Raw genomic sequence first — 18,192 nt, 5'->3', positions numbered from 1 at the left:
TATGCAAAATAAAAAGCCTTGTAATTACAAGGCTTTTTGTAAACTTCCTTTATTTTGCAGTAAATACATATTATAATACAACCCTTGCTCACTCAGTAATTCTTGATGTGTTCCTCTTTCTACTATTTCTCCATCATGCATAACAAAGATTTGATCTGCATCTTGAATTGTAGATAATCTGTGCGCAATTGCTATAGTCGTTCTCCCTTTTCTCATTTGCTGTAAGGCTGTTTGAATCGCATCTTCTGTTTCTGTATCAATATTAGCTGTTGCTTCATCCAATACTAATACTTTCGGATTCGTTGCTATCGTTCTAGCAAAAGCAATTAATTGTCGTTGACCACTAGAAAATGCAGCTCCTCTTTCTACTACTTCCGTTTCATACTGCTCTGGTAATTTTTCAATAAACGTATTCGCTTGCACAAATTGTGCCGCTTCTTTTACTTCTTCATCCGTAATTTCTTCATTATACATACGAATATTTTGTTTTACATTTCCCGCAAATAAAAATGCATCTTGCAATACGAGTCCTATTTTCTTTCTAATTTCTCCTTCTTTAAATTTCTCTAAATCTACACCATCTATTACAATATTTCCGGACTTAATATTATAAAATCGCATTAACAAATTCATAATGGTACTTTTTCCGCTACCAGTGTGCCCAACGAAAGCAACTGTTTGCCCTTGTTTCACGTGAAAAGATACATTTTTTAAAACATCACGTTTCCCATCATAAGAAAAAGTAACATTTTTAAATTCAATATCTCCATTAACGACTTGAGGATTTCCATCCCCTTGTTGAACTGGCGCTAAATCTTTCTCATCCATTAAATGAAATACACGTGATGATGAAACAAGTGCCTGTTGGAAAAATGATAATTTCATCATCATCTCATTTACAGGCTGGAAGAAACGATGTATATAGTTAACAAATGCATATAGAACTCCTACTTCAACAGGACTCTTCAAAGCATCAATTCCAAATAAACCAAGTACTAACGCAATAGCCACAATATGAACTAAATCAGTTGCTGGACGTAAAAGTAACGCGTCTAACTTTAACGTCCGCCGCCCTGCACTATAATGTTTATTATTCACTTCTTCAAACTCTTTTCTCATACGCTTTTCTTGTCTGAACACTTGAACAATATTCATTCCTTGAATGGACTCATTTAACTTTGCATTTAACACGCTTAATTGATTACGTACTTCTAAATAAAAGGCTGCACTTTTCCGGCGATATAGCACCATAATCGCAAACATTATCGGAATTAATACGAGGGAAAATAGGGCTAGTTTTACATTTAATAAAAACATCGCTACTAAAATACCTATTAAAAAGACTACGTTTTTGACAAATGTGGATAATACACTGACATAAAAATCTTTAATAGCTTCCGTATCATTCGTTATGCGCGATACGAGCGTACCAATCGGCGTACGATCAAAGAAACTTAATGACAACTTTTGAACATGATCATATACTTCAACACGCATATCTTGAACAATTTTAAAAGCAATATTTTGAAAATACAACAAGTCTAAATAAGTAAATATTACTTTTAATAAGTGAGCAATAAGATACACTACAAATAGAGTAACAAGTGCTGATTGATCAAAGTTACGTGGTACTAAGTGTTCATCAAGAAATTGTTTAATTAAAAAAGGACCCATCATTTCAGTTACAGTTGCACCAACTAAAAAGATAAATGCTAAAGATAGCAACCCTTTATACGGCTTCATATAAGAAAGCAATCTACTTAAATCACTCCGCTTCTTCTCGGTCATCATACGCCTCCTTTCTCGACTAATGCTTCTAACTGCTGGCTCTCATACATTTCTTTATACCAACCGTTTTCTTCCATTAATTGCTCATGTGTACCTCGTTGCACAATTCTGCCTTCATCCACAACAAGTATAAGATTGGCATGTTGAATTGCACTTAAACGATGAGCAGTAATAATCGTTGTTTTTCCTGCTCTTTCCCTCTTTAATGCGTTTAAAATCGTTTCTTCTGTTTTTGCATCTACCGCTGATAAACAATCATCCAAAATTAAAATTTCCGCATCCGTTAATAAAGCACGGGCAATAGAGATTCTCTGTTTTTGGCCTCCAGATAACGAAACGCCTCTTTCTCCTACTACTGTTTCATACCCTTCTGAAAATTGGAGGATATCATTATGAATACAAGCAATCTCTGCAGCGCGGGTAATTTCATTATATGTAGCATCCGCCTTTCCAAAGGCAATATTCTCCCCAATACTCGCTGAAAATAAAAAATGGTCTTGCGGCACGTATGAAATGGCAGAACGGACACCATAAAGTGTTACATCGCGAATATCCCGCTCCCCAACTTTTAATTCACCATTAAAATGATCATACTCACGGATTAAGCATTTTAATAACGTCGTTTTCCCTGCACCCGTACGTCCGACAACTCCTAGTGTCTCACCCTTCTTTAAATCAAAGTGAACATCCACTAGCTGTAACACTTCTTTTTTCTTATATGAAAATGAATCGACCGCAAATGTAACATCACCGCTTGCTATTGTATGCACAGCATCTTCTCTATTTACTACATCTGATTTTTGCGAGAGAATTTTTTCTACACGGTCATACGAAGCACGCCCACGCTCCATAATGTTGAACAACCATCCAAACGCTAACATTGGCCAAACGAGGGTACCTAAATACGTTGTAAATGTAACAAGATCGCCAACAGTTAATTCACCTCTCACAACTAATACTGACCCGTAACATACTGCAATTAAAAAAGAAAATCCAACGATAAGAGAGATTGTCGGATCAAACAACGAATCAATACGTGCGACTAACATATTTTTATGTACGACATCTTCTGACTTTTTTCGAAATGCTTGTAAATCTTCTTTCTCTTGTCCAAGTGATCGAATTACCTTCATCCCACTCATACTCTCTTGTACTTTATCATTGATTTCCGAAAACGATTGCTGTGCTTTATGAAACCGTTTATGTAATAACGTTCCATAATAATTTGTCGAAATCGCTACAATCGGCATTGGAATTAAGCTTAACAATGTTAACTTCCAACTAATTGTAAAGCCCATTGCTACGAGTACACATCCCCCAACCGCTAATGAGTCAACAAGCGTTAAAACGCCCGATCCAGCAGTTTGTTGAATCGCCTGAATATCATTAGTCGCATGTGCCATCAAATCGCCCGTACGACGTGATTGATAGAAAGACGGGCTCATCTTTGTAAAATGCTCATATAGATTCTTTCGTAATTGACGGGCTAGTTTTAACGAAGATCCAAAAATCATAATACGCCATAAATAACGTAGTATGTACATAGTAATCCCTACAATTACTAACAGAATAACCCACTTCAACAATTTTTCAGATGTTAATGTTCCATTATTAATTTCATCTACTACAATACCTAGTACTTTCGGGGCTACAAGTTCAAGAAGCGCGACACCAAATAACATAATAATTCCGATTATGTACGCTCGTTTTTCTTGTTTAAAAAACCACGCTAAATTAATAAATACCTTCATTCTTCTCCTCCTCCCTTAAAATGAGCGATGTTTTCAGTTTACCAAAAATACAGAATTTTTAAAAGTTTTAAACGCTTTTAAAATCCAATAGGAAAGGGCACTCTTATCGAGTGCCCTTTAGCGCTTATTTTGTTTGTTGCTTGTTCATCGCGCTCATCATTTGATTGATTTTCTTTTGGGAAGGTTTTTGTCCCATTTGCATCATCATCATTTTTAACATTTGTTCATTAATTGGTGGATTTTTTTCTAAGTAGTTCATCATGTATTTGCGGGCAATGAAAAATCCTAACGCCACGCCTGCTACTAGTGCTACTACGCCCACTAGAATACCTAACCAAATTGGCATATATTTTCCTCCTTCATGTTGTCTACCTTACAGTGTACTAAAACCTTTTCAATAAGACAAGATAGAATTCGACATTTTTTACACATATGTTCGTACTTGTTTTAAAGGATTCAGCCATCCGTACTTTGTATTTTCATAATCCATAGCTAAAAATGTTAATTCACACTTTCTTAACACCTCAAAGAAAGTCGTTTCCATAGAAACGTTTCCAGAGGTATTCATGCGAATATAGTGCGGTTTCACCATTATTTCGCCGTATTCCGCTCCTGTATAAAGTGTATGTGTATGATGTGTTCGATCATATTTACCAAGAACGCGCAAAGCCTGTTCTAATTTATGATGAATTTTCATTACTTGTAATGGCATCGTTATATACATCATTTGTTTATATAACACTTTTTTCTCCGAAAGGGACCCAGATTCTGAAAATCGAGCAAATAAATCAAAAAACAAATATTCACGACCAAAGTAAGCTTTCGCAATATCCTCTTGAATTAAATACAATTCATACGTTTTCATCTTTCGCCTCCCAATCTGGACAACCTTTTCTCTTCATTATATAGAAGAAATTTTGCAATGATTGTCTGACTGCGGAGAGATAAAAAACTTTTTCTGTCGAAAAAACTCATTTACATAGAAAAATCTCTCCATGCCGGAGAGATTTTTCTAAAATCATTAAAGCATTTCTTTTACTTTACGAACAACGTTCTCTACAGTAAATCCATACTCTTCCATAATCTTCTCACCAGGAGCAGAAGCACCGAATGTATCGATACCTAACACATCTCCTTCAAGACCTACGTAACGGTGCCATCCGAATGTAGCACCCATTTCGATTGCGAAACGTTTTGTTACTGCTTTTGGTAATACAGATTCTTTGTACTCAGCAGTTTGAGCTTCAAAGCGATCCATAGATGGCATGCTGACAACAGATGCGTCAATGCCGTCTACTGCTAGAGCTTTTTGTGCTTCAATAGCTAGACTTACTTCAGATCCAGTTGCAAGTAAGATTACATCAGCTGTTTCTTTCTTGCTTGTAGAAACTACATATGCACCTTTTGCTACTTTTTCATACGTATCCTCTTTTGCACCTTCTAATGTTGGAAGGTCTTGACGAGTTAATACTAAAGCAGTAGGTTTATTTGTAGATTCTAGAGCTAGTCTCCAAGCTGCAACAGATTCGTTACCATCAGCTGGACGAATAACAGATACATTTGGCATTGCACGTAGCGCTGCTAATTGCTCGATTGGTTCATGTGTTGGACCATCTTCACCAACAGCGATACTGTCGTGTGTGAATACATACGTTACTGGCAATTGCATTAATGCTGCAAGACGAATTGCTGGACGTAAGTAGTCAGAGAATACGAAGAACGTACCACCGTAAGTTTTTAAACCGCCATGTAGTGCAATACCGTTCATTGCTGCACCCATTGCGAACTCACGTACACCGTACCAAATATTTTTACCGCTGTAATCATCTCTTGTAAAGTCTTTTTCGTTATTCATGTATGTTTTGTTAGAACCAGCAAGGTCAGCAGACCCACCGAAGAATGATGGTACAGACTCTGCAATTGCATTAATTACAGCACCTGAAGAATTACGAGTTGCTGCTTTTGATCCTAATTCATAAGTTGGTAATTTTTGCTCCCAACCTTCTGGAAGAAGACCGTTCATTGCTGCTTGTAATTCGTTTGCTAATTCTGGGTATGCTTGTGCATATTCACCTAGCATCGTATTCCACTCTGCTTGCGCCGTTTCACCAACATCTTGTACTGTTTTACGGAAGTTGTCATATACTTCTTCTGCTACATGGAAGTCTTGCTCAGCAGTCCAAGCATATGCTTCTTTCGTTAATTTTGTTTCGTCTACACCAAGTGGAGAACCATGTGAAGCTGATTTACCTGATTTGTTTGGAGAACCGAAACCAATTGTCGTTCTTACTTCAATTAGCGTTGGGCGTTTTTCGTCAGCTTTCGCTTCTTCAATTGCTTTTGCGATAGCTTCAATATCGTTTCCATCCTCAACACGGATTACTTGCCATCCGTATGCTTTGTAACGATCTTCTACACTTTCAGAGAATGAACGATTTAAATCGCCATCTAATGAAATATCATTTGAATCGTAAAGCACAACAAGACGACCTAATTGTAAATGAGCAGCTAATGAAGATGCTTCAGCAGAAACGCCTTCCATTAAATCTCCATCACCACAAATAGCGTATGTATAATGATCTACTACATTATACGCATCACGGTTATATTTAGCAGCTAAATGTCTTTCAGCCATTGCCATACCTACAGCAGTTGCAATACCTTGTCCAAGTGGACCAGTAGTTGCGTCTACCCCTGCTGTATGACCGTACTCAGGATGTCCTGGAGTTTTGCTTCCCCATTGACGGAAGTTCTTTAAGTCATCCATTGTTACATCATAACCAGATAGGTGAAGTAGGCTGTATAATAACATTGAACCATGACCTGCAGATAATACGAAACGATCACGGTTAAACCACGTTGGGTTATTTGGATTGTGTTTCATAAATTGAGTCCATAATGTATAAGCCATTGGTGCTGCACCCATTGGCATTCCTGGGTGACCAGAGTTTGCTTTTTCAATCGCATCGATGGATAATGTGCGAATCGTGTTGATAGAAAGTTGTTCGATTGAATGTGACATGCTATTCTTCCCTTCGCTTATATTAGTAAACGTTTTATACATTTATATGATAGCTTCCCACGCAAGATTATACAACATGTATCGACAAATATGTTGATATTTTTTTGGTTTTTTATAAAACAATCAATGATTTCGGGAATGTATGGGCATTCAATATGACATACTTTTTCATTATTTTTATTTTAAAAAGAAAGAGAATTATCTGTATATTTATTCATCATTTTCAAATTCCATAATGCAAAATATATCCTTCCCCATTTTTCACTCTCCTAAGCAAACGAATAAAAGACTTTAAATCTTGGCATAATTTATCTCGATCAAATACGTATCTTTCATATTCTCCATCAGTCTTACTATCATTTTCCCATTGAAACCGCCCTGTCAGTTCGATTGTTTCTGGCGCTAAAGAAAACATGCTAACTAGCGAACAAAATAACTGTTCTGCTATCACTGCCCCTTGTTGTTCAATTTTTGTAATACCATAATAATGAATGCCAAACCCTTCTGCTCTTTTCGCTGGATAATAGACCGGAATCCAATGGGTAAAGTGAAACTTTAATCAGTGGGGGCATCCCCACTGATTATTAGTTGAACCAATCGGACGTTTACGGGCAGTTGATCTCCCACCTAACTTCTTTGCTCCAGCAGAATTTTGAGGTGGGAGTCTTACTGCCCGTTAATGTGGGGTAAAATCTAATAGATACACAATTAGCTCATCACTTAATACAACATATTCCTCTATCGTCGCCTCTTCTTTATACGAGAAACAATCTTCAATCCAATTCACACCTTCAAGATCCAATCCCTTTTTTTCAAATGAAACAAATACAAATTCATGCTGTAAAGCCAAAAGACCCCTCCTACTATCCAATAATATCCACATTGTTTATTCTCATTATATAAAAGAAGCACCTTTTATAGGTGCTTCTTTTATAAATCATACAATTTTCTTCCGAATCGAACTTGAAATTAAATCAATGATAATTACCATTAAAATGATACCCAATAAAATAATCCCTACACGAGACCAGTTGCGTGAACTCAGTGCAAAAATTAATGGTGTCCCGATACCACCTGCTCCAATAACACCTAAAATGGCAGCAGATCGTACATTAATTTCGAACCTGTATAACGTATACGATAGAAAATCCGGTAATACTTGTGGCAATACTGCATACCAAAGTATTTGAAACCGATTTGCGCCTGTTGCTATTAACGCTTCCGTCGGTCCCTTATCAATATTTTCAATTCCTTCTGCATACAGTTTCCCTAACATCCCGATAGAATGTAACCCTAAAGCTAGTACGCCCGCGAAAGAACCTGGACCGACAGCTTTTATAAATAAAAGTGCCATTACTAATTCGGGAAATGTACGGACAAAACTAAGTACAAATTTCCCAGTTCCTGAAGTTAATTTTCCACTACTCATATTTGTTGCTGCCCAAAAAGCAAATGGTATAGATAAAAAAGCGGAAATAAATGTACCTAATATTGCAATAGCCAACGTATCAATTAAACCATGTAATAAATCTTCTCCATCTGGCAAAGATACATACGACCAATCTGGGTTCAATACCCCTGTCATAATTGCCTTTGTAATTTCTCCTGCGGTATTCTTTATTCCTTCTAACGGAACTCCTGAAAAGGCCCATACATATATAACTGCAAGGGCTATAAAAATAATCCAGCGATATACACTTGGTTTCTTTCGTTTTGGCATGATCATCGTCGATTCACTCATTATAATTTCTCCCGCAACAACGTACTTATATAATCAATTAACAATACAACAACAAGAGTATAAATAATAATAGAAGCAGTTTGTTGATATTGTAAAAATCCAAGTGTACGATCATAATACAATCCAATGCCACCTGCTCCTACTAACCCTAAAACAGCTGCTGCACGTACATTCACCTCAAATGTATAAAGTACATAGGAGACAAAATGCGCTTTCACTTGTGGAATTACCCCATAAACAATCCACTGCACCTTATTAGCTCCTACAGCAGTCATCGCTTCTAACGGACCAGGGTCAATTGCTTCAATGGACTCATATAACAATTTCGCTACGAGCCCAATCGAAAAACAAGTAAGAGCCAAAATACCTGGAAGCGGTCCTATTCCAAAAATCGCCACAAAAATTGCCGCTAATAATAAATCTGGTATCGTCCGTATAAAATTTAAAATCAAACGCGCTGGACTATACAAAAACACGTTAGTAAATACATTACTTGCTGCAAATAATGCAAGTGGAATGGCTAAAATCGCCCCTAAAGTCGTCCCAATAATCGCCATACGTATCGTATCTAACATTGCTGTTGTAATAACTTTAAAATAACTCCAATCGGGTGGCACCATTTCCTTCAATAAATCCATCATATTAGGAAAACCGATTACTAGTTTTGAAAATGATGCGTCGACCTGCACACTACTGCCCCACAACAATATAATAACGAGAATAACCGTTAACATATGTTTCAATTTACTCGGTGGCTTCGGTATCGATTTCGAATATATCGTCACATCATTCATTTAACTGCCACCTCTAATAATTCACTTTTCTGCGCTACGTCTCCATAAATTTCAGCAAATTTTTCATCTGTTGCCTCTTCTACTAAACCATCAAAAACAACTTCACCTGCATGTAGTCCAATAATGCGTGTCGCATATTGCCTAGCTAAATCAATAGAATGTAAGTTTACAATCGTTGTAATTCCAAAATCTTCATTAATTTTTTTCAAATCATCTAATACTTGCTTTGTTGTCAGCGGATCCAAAGATGCAACAGGTTCGTCTGCCAATATAATTTTCGCTTCTTGCGCCAATGCTCTAGCAATCGATACACGTTGCTGTTGTCCTCCTGATAGTTCATCAGCCCGCGTATATGCTTTTTCTAAAATATTCACCCTTTTTAACGATTGAAAAGCAAGCTCCAAATCTTCTTTTGGAAATAGACCTAACGTTGTACGCAATGTCGAATGATACCCAACACGCCCAGCTAATACATTCTTCAATACCGTTGATCGTTTTACAAGATTAAAACTTTGAAAAATCATACCAATATCCCGGCGCATGCGGCGTAATTCTTTTCCTTTCGCAGCAGTAATAGACTCACCTTCAACCAAGATTTCCCCTTCTGTAATCTCATGAAGGCGATTTACCGATCTGAGAAGTGTAGACTTTCCAGCTCCGGATAGCCCTACCATTACAACAAACTCACCTTTTTGAACTTTTAAGTTTATATTATTCAATCCTTTTGTACCATTCGGATACACTTTGGAGACATTTCGAAACTCTATCACAAATCTTACCTACCTTCTATGTATTCAAAACGGCAAACTAACTGAAAACACATCCCTTCCAGTTAGCTGCCATTTCCATATGTATTATTGCGTTTTTACTTTCTTCCCATATTCACGAACGATATCAAATTTACTATCATCAGATTTAACATATCCTTCATGTGAATATACTTCTTTAATGATTTTATGACCTTCTTCATTTTTTCCTATCTCAATGAAAGCATCCTGTAATTTCTTGCTCCACTCTTCATCTAAATCAGAGCGTACCGAAATCGTATCGTTTGGAATTTTCTCCGTGAATTTCACTATTTTCGTTTGATCGAATATATTCGGATAATCTTTTTTCACAATATTACGAGCATCTTGGAATACAACAGCTGCATCTACATCACCATTTAAAAGCGCAATAAGCGACTGATCGTGACCTTTTAATGTAACAGGTTTCACATCTTTTAACGGATCAACGCCCTCTTTTAATAGTACAGCCGCAGGCCACACATATCCCGCTGATGACGTTACATCTTGATAACCAATTTTTTTACCTTTTAAATCTTTTACACTATTAATATTTGAATCTTTCTTAACTACAAACTCAGATTTATAAAAGTCTACTAAATCCTTTGTAGGAGCTCCCGTTTCATCATCTACTCCAAAACGTTGTGCTTGTAAAATTACGTTTGCAGCCTTTTTCTCATGTGCTAGCACATACGCTGTTGGGGGTAAAAATCCTACATCTACTTGCTTAGATGCCATCGCTTCTACAATTGTATTGTAATTCGTTGAAATACTAACTTTTACTGGAATATTTAACTTATCACTTAATAGCTTTTCCAATGGTTTTGCCTTCGCCTCTAACGTATCTGCATTTTGAGAAGGAACAAATTGAACATTTAAAGTCTTTGGTACATACCCTTTTTTCGTATCTTCATTTTTACTTGCACTTGATTCCTTCGTTCCACAGCCACTTAATAATCCCGCTGCTAGTACAACTGTTGTGCTCATTGCAAAAACTTTTTTCAACATGTTAATGCCTCCATTTTTCATTGTTATAAAATAATCTTTCATAAACATGAAGAAATATATCACACATTTTTACAAATAATTGATTATTTACAGAATCTTTACACATTCTATACACTCACATTAAAATTCTCTTCATATTTTTGATATGATTAACTTGAAGATAACAATAGAAAAGGTGAATGATGTTGAATCAAAATCAAATTGTAACTTTAAACATCTTATTAACAAGTGATATACATGGTACTGTTTATCCAATTCACTACCAAGACAATTCCAAAGCAGAAATTGGTTTAGCTAAAATTTCTACTCTTATAAAAAAAGAACGTTCTAAAAATAAAAACGTTCTTTTAATCGATAATGGGGACTTCATTCAAGGAACACCATTTACTTACCATTACGCTACATACGAAAAAGATAAGAAAAACCCAATGTCCTTATTAGCCAACTATATAAGTTACGATGCTGCAATTATCGGAAATCATGAATTTAATTATGGAATGGATATATTAAATCATGCTGTAGAAACTGCAAACTTCCCGTACTTATCAGCAAACATTTTAGATAAAAACATAAAAGAACCCTATTTCGGGAAACCTTACATCATCAAACATATTGAAGAGAATATAAAAATTGCGATTTTAGGAGTAACAACACATTACATCCCAAACTGGGAACAACCCCTTCATATTCAAGACTTACATTTTGAAGACGCACTGGAAACTACAAAAAAATGGGTTACTTACATCCACCAACACGAAAAACCTGATTTACTAGTCGTAGCCTATCACGGAGGATTTGAACGTGATTTACAGACCGGAGTACCAACTGAAGTGTTAACAGGCGAGAACCAAGGATATGCAATGTGTCATGAAATTGAAGGTATAGATATTTTATTAACAGGACACCAACACCGAGAAATTTCTCACACAATGGCTAACGGTGTAACAATTTTACAGACCGGATGTAATGGGCAATCAGTTGGAAAAATAACCGTAACCTTCGAAAGAATGGAACAGAAGTGGCTAAAAAAAGAAAGTTATTCAGAGTTGTTGACGGTGCAAGGAATTGAGGCAGATTCAGATGTTCTTTCCTTAGCATCTGATTATGAAGAGAATACACAAAAATGGCTTGATCAACCTATTGGAATCATTCATGGGGACATGCAAATTTCAGATGTTATGCAAACTCGTTTACAAGACCATCCTTTTATTGAATTCATAAATAAAATACAGATGGATATTGCCAATGTTTCCATTTCTTGTACAAGTTTGTTCCATAATACATCTCCAGGTTTCCCAAAATTTGTAACAATGCGTGACATCGTTTCTAATTATATTTATCCAAATACATTAAAAGTAATTAGAATAACTGGAGCAGATATAAAAGATGCTCTCGAACTCTCTGCTTCTTATTTCACATTAAAAGGAGATGGAACCATCATCGTAAACCCTAGCTACATAGAACCAAAACCGCAACACTATAATTACGATATGTGGGAAGGAATTTCGTACGTATTAAACATTTCCAAACCAATTGGCGAGAGAGTAGAATCTTTACAGTATAAAGGCGCTCCTCTAAATATGAAGGAAGAATATGACGTCGTTATGAATAATTATCGCGCAAGCGGCGGAGGGAACTTTTTTATGTTTCAAAATAAGCCCGTAATAAAAGACATACCAACAGATATGTCTGAACTTATCGCTAACTATATATGGAAACATAAAAAGATAGAAGCAACGCAAAATAATAACTGGAAAGTTATTAAATAACGAATTTAACAATAAAAAAGATGGGCAGCTATGCCCATCTTTTAATTTAATTTTGCATTATCTTGCTTTTTTAAAGCTTTTAATTTCGCCGGTGTAACATCAGTACCTTCTTCGTTAACAACTTTAATTCCTTTAAGTTCGTTTAACATATTTTGACGAAATCCTTTTAAATATTGTTCACGTAGCGATTGGCGCTCACGTTGTTCTTCTTCAGTTAAGCCTTCAGCTTTTGCTTTTTTCGCTAAGAAGTTAATGCGTTCAATGAGTTCGTGACTTTGCATCTCGAATCCCCCTTTTACTCAAAACTGATTATTATCATACAATAGTTAGTCCTCTTTATCAAGCAATTGCTTTGTATATTCTACATATCTTCGATGTACAGTTGCTTTTGAAACATCATGACCAAAACCACGAAGTGTTGCTGCAATTTCTTCAAAAGTTAATTCATTCCGGCGTAAACGTACAATTTCCTCAATTGGCACTTCTTTCTTCTCTCGTCCTACGCTTAAATTACGATTTTTTAAATTATTTTCGGGACGATAGCCCTTTTCTACTGCGCGTTGCATGCCACGTTTAATTTTCAAGTTATGAATCTTTCTTTGATACTCTTCAACAATGCCAATAATATCTAAAACCATCGAATCAGAATCCGACAATTGTAATTCTCCATTATGCGTATGCGTATATACTTTTATTCCCTCTTTATGTAAACAGTGCATTAATGCAATTTTCGCATTCCCCCTACCAAGGCGCGTTTCATCTTGTATGAGTAGCACATCGATTTGTTCATCTCGAATTGTATCTAGCACTTCTAATATGCCGTCACGTTCAATTGTATAGCCACTAGCCTGCTCTTCAATCACCTTAATAACATTCATTTGATAGCGCTCAGCTAAATGCAATAATTCATCTTTTTGACGTAATAATGATGTTTCTTGTGCTTCTTTTGTTGTACTCACACGCGCATAAATAATTGCATTCATTATGAACCCCTCTTTCTCACTATTATTTCCCTCCAGTGTAACATAAATTCGCCTTTTGTTCGAACTTATGTTTGTAGAATGTTTTTTCGCATGTTATACTTATTAATAAGAAAAATGAAAGAAAACGAGGTGTTAGAAAACATGGAAAAGTTAACGAAACGCCAGCAAGACATTCTCGACTTTATTAAGCTAAAAGTACAAGAAAAAGGATATCCACCTTCCGTACGTGAAATCGGTCAAGCAGTCGGCCTCGCTTCTAGTTCTACAGTGCACGGACATTTATCACGACTAGAAGAAAAAGGATATATTCGACGCGATCCAACAAAACCACGAGCAATTGAAATTTTAGGTGACGATCGAATGGATGCAGAAACACAATCTGTTATTCAAGTTCCTATTATCGGAAAAGTTACTGCTGGATTACCGATTACAGCAGTTGAAAGTGTAGAAGATCACTTCCCACTTCCAGCTAGCATTGTTGCTGGAGCAGATCAAGTGTTCATGTTACGTATTTCTGGAGATAGTATGATTGAAGCTGGTATTTTCGACGGGGATTTAGTTGTTGTTCGCCAACAACAGTCTGCATATAACGGTGAAATTGTAGTAGCTTTAACAGAAGATAACGAAGCAACTGTTAAACGTTTCTATAAAGAAAAAGACCATTTCCGTCTACAACCGGAAAACTCTTCATTAGAGCCTATTATTTTAAAACAAGTGTCAGTTATCGGAAAAGTAATTGGTGTATATCGTGATTTACATTAAAAAATAATAAAAAGAAGATAATCACCTTATTTATATAGGTGACTATCTTCTTTTTTGTATTTTGATAGATTTTCATACATTCTATTTCTTATGAACGAATTTCAATCGTCACATCGCCAGCAGTTGTTTTACCACTAATCTTTTTACTACCATTGCCAATTGTTATATTTTTATTTTCTTCATTAAAAATCATCACGTCTCCAGCAGCGCTTTGCCCAGTTATAACTGCATCTTGTGGTTTTTCCAATAAAGTAATATCTACATCCCCAGCGGTTGAACTTGCCTCCACATCATATTTAGGATCATGATCCATAATATGCACTTCCCCACTAGCCGTCTTCGCTGTTACTTTCCCTATTACTTTTTTAAAGTTCAGCTCACCAGCTTTTGTAGATCCCTCCACACTCTTAGCTGTGACATGTTTCAAATCTACTTCTCCAGCAAGCGTTTCAACACTTACACGATCACTTTTCACATCACTTATTTCTATTTGTCCAGCAGATGAATTTACTTTTATCTCTTGGTAAGAACGTTCAGGCACTAGTATAGTCATTGTAGACGTTTGAAACTTGAAATTGTAAAAAGAAAAATCAAATGAAGCACCTTTTTCTCTTTCCCCAATAATTTTTAATGTGTCACCATCTTCGGCAATACGAATCTCTTGTTTACGTACAGCTCCTGATTGCTTTACATAAAAAGAAGAATCGGGAGATTTTTGGACAACAATATCCCCAGCATCTAACTTAACTTCTATATTTTTTAGTGTTTCGTTTTTTATTACGTCTTCTTTGTTTCCTTCTTCTGCAGTTTGTACTGCTTTTTCATATGTTTGTGAAATCCCTATTACTCCAATAATGATACAAGTGATTGCTACTAACAATATTTTTTTCATCATCTACTCCCCTTTTATCATTTTGAAGTTCCATACTACATAACGTACGCATAACCTTTTAAACCACTTCGTACTATAATAAGCGATAATACATAACAACAAACCTACTCCAACAAACGTTATACTAACGAATACATCCAACCATATAAAAGTACCCATAAATACTTTTGCAATAACGAAAAATGGTGTCACTACACTAGCAATCCCACCGACCCAAAAGGAAAATATAAAAGCGATAATTGCAACTAACGGGCCTAACACAATAATAAAATTAAACAAACTAAGTCCAATCGCTGCCATGACAGCCCTTGTTATATTCGAAGTAGATGGGTCCTTTTTCATTTCATCAAAGCGATACAAAGCAAGTAAATCTTTCGCAATTACTTTCGGAGAGCCAAGCCCCTTTATTATTTCCGATTCAGTTTTCCCCTCTTCTCTCCCAAACTGAAAATGCTCTTCATAATCAAATAAAATATCTTTCCTCTCTTCTTCCGGTAACTTTCTAAGATGACTTGATAATTCTTTAAGGAACTGTTCTTTACTCATCCCATTCCACCCCTTCAATAATTTCTTGTACGCCTTTTGCAAAATCACGCCACTCCGTTACTAACAAATTCAGTTGCGTCTCCCCTTGCTCAGTTAGTTGATAATATTTACGAGGTGGCCCCTCTGTAGATTCTTTTAAATACGTTTGAAAATATCCTTCTTTCGTTAAACGACGTAATAAAGGATACACTGACCCTTCCGATATTAAAAATTTATTTGAGATTTGCTGAACAAGTTCATAACCGTAACAATCCTTACGTTTCACAAGTGCCAAAACACACAGTTCTAACACACCTTTTTTAAACTGAACGTTCAAGGACAATCCCCCTTTCTCATTTCAGTACTGTTTAATACATGGTACCTGTTTTATCCATAATATACCACTTAGTATTGTTTATTGCAAGGTACTCATTTATATTTACTCCCTAAATGTAGAAACCGCACAAATAAAAGCCCGAATAATGTCCTATTATAACTGACCATTACTCAGGCTTTTATTCGATTCGAACTGCTTGAATACAAAACTTCATTCACTCTTTTCTCCTCTAAGAACCAACTTCCATTTGTGACCCTAATAAATTTCGAAATACACCTTTTCTCTCTTTAGCCAATTGATTAAATTCACCTTTTTGGACAATTTCACCTTTTCCTAAGACAATAACTTGATCTGCATTGCGTATAGTAGATAAACGATGTGCAATCACAACAATAGTCATTGTTCCTTTCAATCTTTCTATTGCTGATTGAATTTTCACTTCATTTTCAGTATCCAATGCACTCGTAGCTTCATCTAATACTAAAATCGACGGCTTTCTTAAAATAGCCCGGGCTAGTACAAGTCGCTGACGTTCACCACCTGAAAGCCTCACCCCACGATCTCCAATCAGTGTATCCAGCCCATTTGGAAACGTTTGTACAAATTCAGCGGCGGCCGCAAAATCTAATGCATCCCAAATTTGTTCTTCACTTGCATTTGGCTCAATCATCAATAAATTTTCCCTTATACTTGCATTAAACAAGAAGGGATCTTGTGGTACATAGCTAATAGCACGTCTTAATGGCAATAAATTATCTGTTGTAAGAGGCGTACCATCTATTAAAACTTGACCTTTTTCTGGCTGGATCAAGCCCATTAAAACATCAATTAATGTACTCTTCCCAGCACCAGAATGCCCCACAATAGCCGTCATACTATTTATTGGAATTTGCACATTAATATTTTGAAGTGCGTATAAAGATTCTTGCTTATTATAACGAAAGTAAACATCCTTACACTCAATACCTCGCTCTATACAAATCGGCGTTATATGTTTTTGCTGATGTATATCCTGCATTTCAATTGCTTCCTTACATTCCTCTTGTAATTCCCACAATGACTTAAAAGCAGGAATACTTGCAGCCAGTTGTTCTAAATTTGATTGAATTGTCATGAATCTCGGCCATAGTCTAGAAAAAATGAGAATGATTAATAGTAATTGGGTGGGTTTCGATTGAAACATACTTACTGACAATAATAAAAAAAATGCAATTAATATAGCCATTGAAACTTTATAAAACAATTGCGAGCTCGATCTTATTCTCATATACTCCATTTGCTCATTACTCATCTTTGTTGTTATAGATTGTAACCAGTCTAAACGTGATGCTTCCAAAGTATTACTCTTTATATCTTTAATTCCATTAAATTGATCTGTTATACCAGAAAGGTAGTCTTTTGCCAATTCTGAGGTCTTACCGCCTAGTATTCGGGCTTTTTTTATAAAAACACGAGAAGCTACCAAGAATAATAAGCCAAAGACCAAAACAAATATAGTTATTTGAGGAGATAATAAAAATGCAATTCCCACCTGTATAAATGTAAACAGAATAGCAGCTAACAATTGTAAAAATAAATTAACCCCATAACTTACACGAGCTAATTCTGTAGTTAATATATTTATTAGATTTGTTTTCCTTTTCTCTAAAAAAAAACTCCACTTTGCTTTTAAAATCACACTATATGTTTCTATTCTTAAGTCTCGTACAAAAGCTTGTTGCGTTCTCGCATCCCTTAGCGTTATATTTCTTTGTAGTAAATTTTGCCCTAACACTATTAGTATATATATACCTAAAATAGAAACTAGACTTGTTGTTTTAGGAAAATCCTGCAAAAATCTAGAGACAGGTGCAATAAAAGTAGTCTCCTCGCCTATATTCATTATTCCAGTCATACTTATCATAGGAATTAATAAAATAATACCTATCCCTTCAAGTAAACTTATTAAAACCATACCAAATAAATTCACATAGAGTATTTTTCCCGCTGAAGAATATAATTTCTTCATAAAATATATAATATGATTCATCGATGT

Annotated in this window: 18 protein-coding genes and 1 pseudogene; 2 read left to right on the top strand and 17 right to left on the bottom strand. The window is 35.7% G+C overall.

Annotated features, from left to right (window positions below; genetic code table 11):
* Positions 1–24 precede the first annotated feature (24 nt).
* The 11 genes and pseudogenes from QCI44_RS09530 to QCI44_RS09480 form a co-directional block, all read right to left on the bottom strand.
* Positions 25–1,788: an ABC transporter ATP-binding protein gene (locus tag QCI44_RS09530; RefSeq protein WP_016086761.1), complete on the bottom strand. Its 1,764-nt coding sequence runs from the start codon at positions 1,786–1,788 to the stop codon at positions 25–27.
* Positions 1,788–3,539, bottom strand: coding sequence for an ABC transporter ATP-binding protein (locus QCI44_RS09525; protein ID WP_098986561.1), 1,752 nt, complete (start codon positions 3,537–3,539; stop codon positions 1,788–1,790). Before QCI44_RS09525 ends, QCI44_RS09530 begins: the two co-directional genes overlap by 1 nt.
* Before the next feature lie 124 nt (positions 3,540–3,663).
* Positions 3,664–3,885, bottom strand: a complete 222-nt coding sequence (locus QCI44_RS09520; protein WP_001123315.1) for a YneF family protein — start codon at positions 3,883–3,885, stop codon at positions 3,664–3,666.
* Between the two features lie 78 nt (positions 3,886–3,963).
* On the bottom strand, positions 3,964–4,404 hold the full coding sequence (gene sirA, locus QCI44_RS09515) for a sporulation inhibitor of replication protein SirA (protein WP_000860645.1): 441 nt from the start codon (positions 4,402–4,404) through the stop codon (positions 3,964–3,966).
* A gap of 156 nt (positions 4,405–4,560) precedes the next feature.
* The gene (gene tkt, locus QCI44_RS09510; protein WP_016086759.1) at positions 4,561–6,561 is read right to left on the bottom strand and encodes a transketolase; all 2,001 of its coding nucleotides are present in this window, start codon (positions 6,559–6,561) and stop codon (positions 4,561–4,563) included.
* A gap of 223 nt (positions 6,562–6,784) precedes the next feature.
* A pseudogene (locus QCI44_RS09505) lies at positions 6,785–7,108 on the bottom strand (coproporphyrinogen III oxidase); the annotation flags it as partial.
* A gap of 129 nt (positions 7,109–7,237) precedes the next feature.
* A complete protein-coding gene (locus tag QCI44_RS09500) occupies positions 7,238–7,411 on the bottom strand; it encodes a hypothetical protein (protein ID WP_016086758.1) in 174 nt (57 codons plus the stop codon).
* A gap of 87 nt (positions 7,412–7,498) precedes the next feature.
* Positions 7,499–8,302: a phosphonate ABC transporter, permease protein PhnE gene (phnE, locus tag QCI44_RS09495; RefSeq protein ID WP_016086757.1), complete on the bottom strand. Its 804-nt coding sequence runs from the start codon at positions 8,300–8,302 to the stop codon at positions 7,499–7,501.
* Entirely contained in the window at positions 8,302–9,096 is a 795-nt protein-coding gene (gene phnE / locus QCI44_RS09490; RefSeq protein ID WP_088084125.1) for a phosphonate ABC transporter, permease protein PhnE, read from the bottom strand. Before phnE (QCI44_RS09490) ends, phnE (QCI44_RS09495) begins: the two co-directional genes overlap by 1 nt.
* Complete coding sequence (gene phnC / locus QCI44_RS09485; RefSeq protein WP_016086755.1) at positions 9,093–9,866, bottom strand: phosphonate ABC transporter ATP-binding protein; 774 nt, start codon at positions 9,864–9,866, stop codon at positions 9,093–9,095. The genes phnE (QCI44_RS09490) and phnC overlap by 4 nt, the downstream gene beginning before the upstream one ends.
* A gap of 84 nt (positions 9,867–9,950) precedes the next feature.
* Entirely contained in the window at positions 9,951–10,889 is a 939-nt protein-coding gene (locus tag QCI44_RS09480) for a phosphate/phosphite/phosphonate ABC transporter substrate-binding protein (protein WP_000915052.1), read from the bottom strand.
* A 185-nt stretch (positions 10,890–11,074) separates the two neighbouring features.
* On the opposite strand from QCI44_RS09480, the gene QCI44_RS09475 reads away from it, so the two are divergent.
* Positions 11,075–12,658 carry a bifunctional metallophosphatase/5'-nucleotidase gene (locus QCI44_RS09475; protein WP_033659750.1) on the top strand — a complete coding sequence of 528 codons (1,584 nt, stop codon included), beginning with the start codon at positions 11,075–11,077 and terminating at the stop codon, positions 12,656–12,658.
* A gap of 41 nt (positions 12,659–12,699) precedes the next feature.
* Here the strand turns inward: QCI44_RS09475 and QCI44_RS09470 are convergent, their stop codons facing one another.
* Positions 12,700–12,939 carry a DUF896 domain-containing protein gene (locus tag QCI44_RS09470; protein ID WP_001190582.1) on the bottom strand — a complete coding sequence of 80 codons (240 nt, stop codon included), beginning with the start codon at positions 12,937–12,939 and terminating at the stop codon, positions 12,700–12,702.
* Between the two features lie 45 nt (positions 12,940–12,984).
* Positions 12,985–13,641, bottom strand: coding sequence for a YneB family resolvase-like protein (locus QCI44_RS09465; RefSeq protein WP_088084127.1), 657 nt, complete (start codon positions 13,639–13,641; stop codon positions 12,985–12,987).
* A 141-nt stretch (positions 13,642–13,782) separates the two neighbouring features.
* Between QCI44_RS09465 and lexA the strand changes: the two genes are divergently transcribed.
* Positions 13,783–14,403 (top strand): transcriptional repressor LexA, encoded by a 621-nt coding sequence (lexA, locus tag QCI44_RS09460; protein WP_016086752.1) that lies wholly within the window; start codon positions 13,783–13,785, stop codon positions 14,401–14,403.
* Positions 14,404–14,491: 88 nt separating this feature from the next.
* Here the strand turns inward: lexA and QCI44_RS09455 are convergent, their stop codons facing one another.
* The 4 genes from QCI44_RS09455 to QCI44_RS09440 all read right to left on the bottom strand — a co-directional run bounded on the left by QCI44_RS09455 (position 14,492) and on the right by QCI44_RS09440 (position 18,186).
* A complete protein-coding gene (locus tag QCI44_RS09455) occupies positions 14,492–15,298 on the bottom strand; it encodes a DUF4097 family beta strand repeat-containing protein (protein ID WP_033659751.1) in 807 nt (268 codons plus the stop codon).
* Complete coding sequence (locus tag QCI44_RS09450; RefSeq protein ID WP_016086750.1) at positions 15,299–15,841, bottom strand: DUF1700 domain-containing protein; 543 nt, start codon at positions 15,839–15,841, stop codon at positions 15,299–15,301.
* Entirely contained in the window at positions 15,834–16,157 is a 324-nt protein-coding gene (locus QCI44_RS09445; protein WP_001102620.1) for a PadR family transcriptional regulator, read from the bottom strand. Before QCI44_RS09445 ends, QCI44_RS09450 begins: the two co-directional genes overlap by 8 nt.
* A 229-nt stretch (positions 16,158–16,386) precedes the next feature.
* A complete protein-coding gene (locus QCI44_RS09440; protein WP_353811090.1) occupies positions 16,387–18,186 on the bottom strand; it encodes an ABC transporter ATP-binding protein in 1,800 nt (599 codons plus the stop codon).
* Between the last annotated feature and the right edge of the window lie 6 nt (positions 18,187–18,192).

It is taken from the genome of Bacillus cereus group sp. RP37 (genome assembly GCF_040459695.1).
Lineage (GTDB): Bacteria > Bacillota > Bacilli > Bacillales > Bacillaceae_G > Bacillus_A.
The sequence above is the reverse complement of the archived record's forward strand: the minus strand, read 5'-3'. Positions and strand labels throughout refer to the sequence as shown.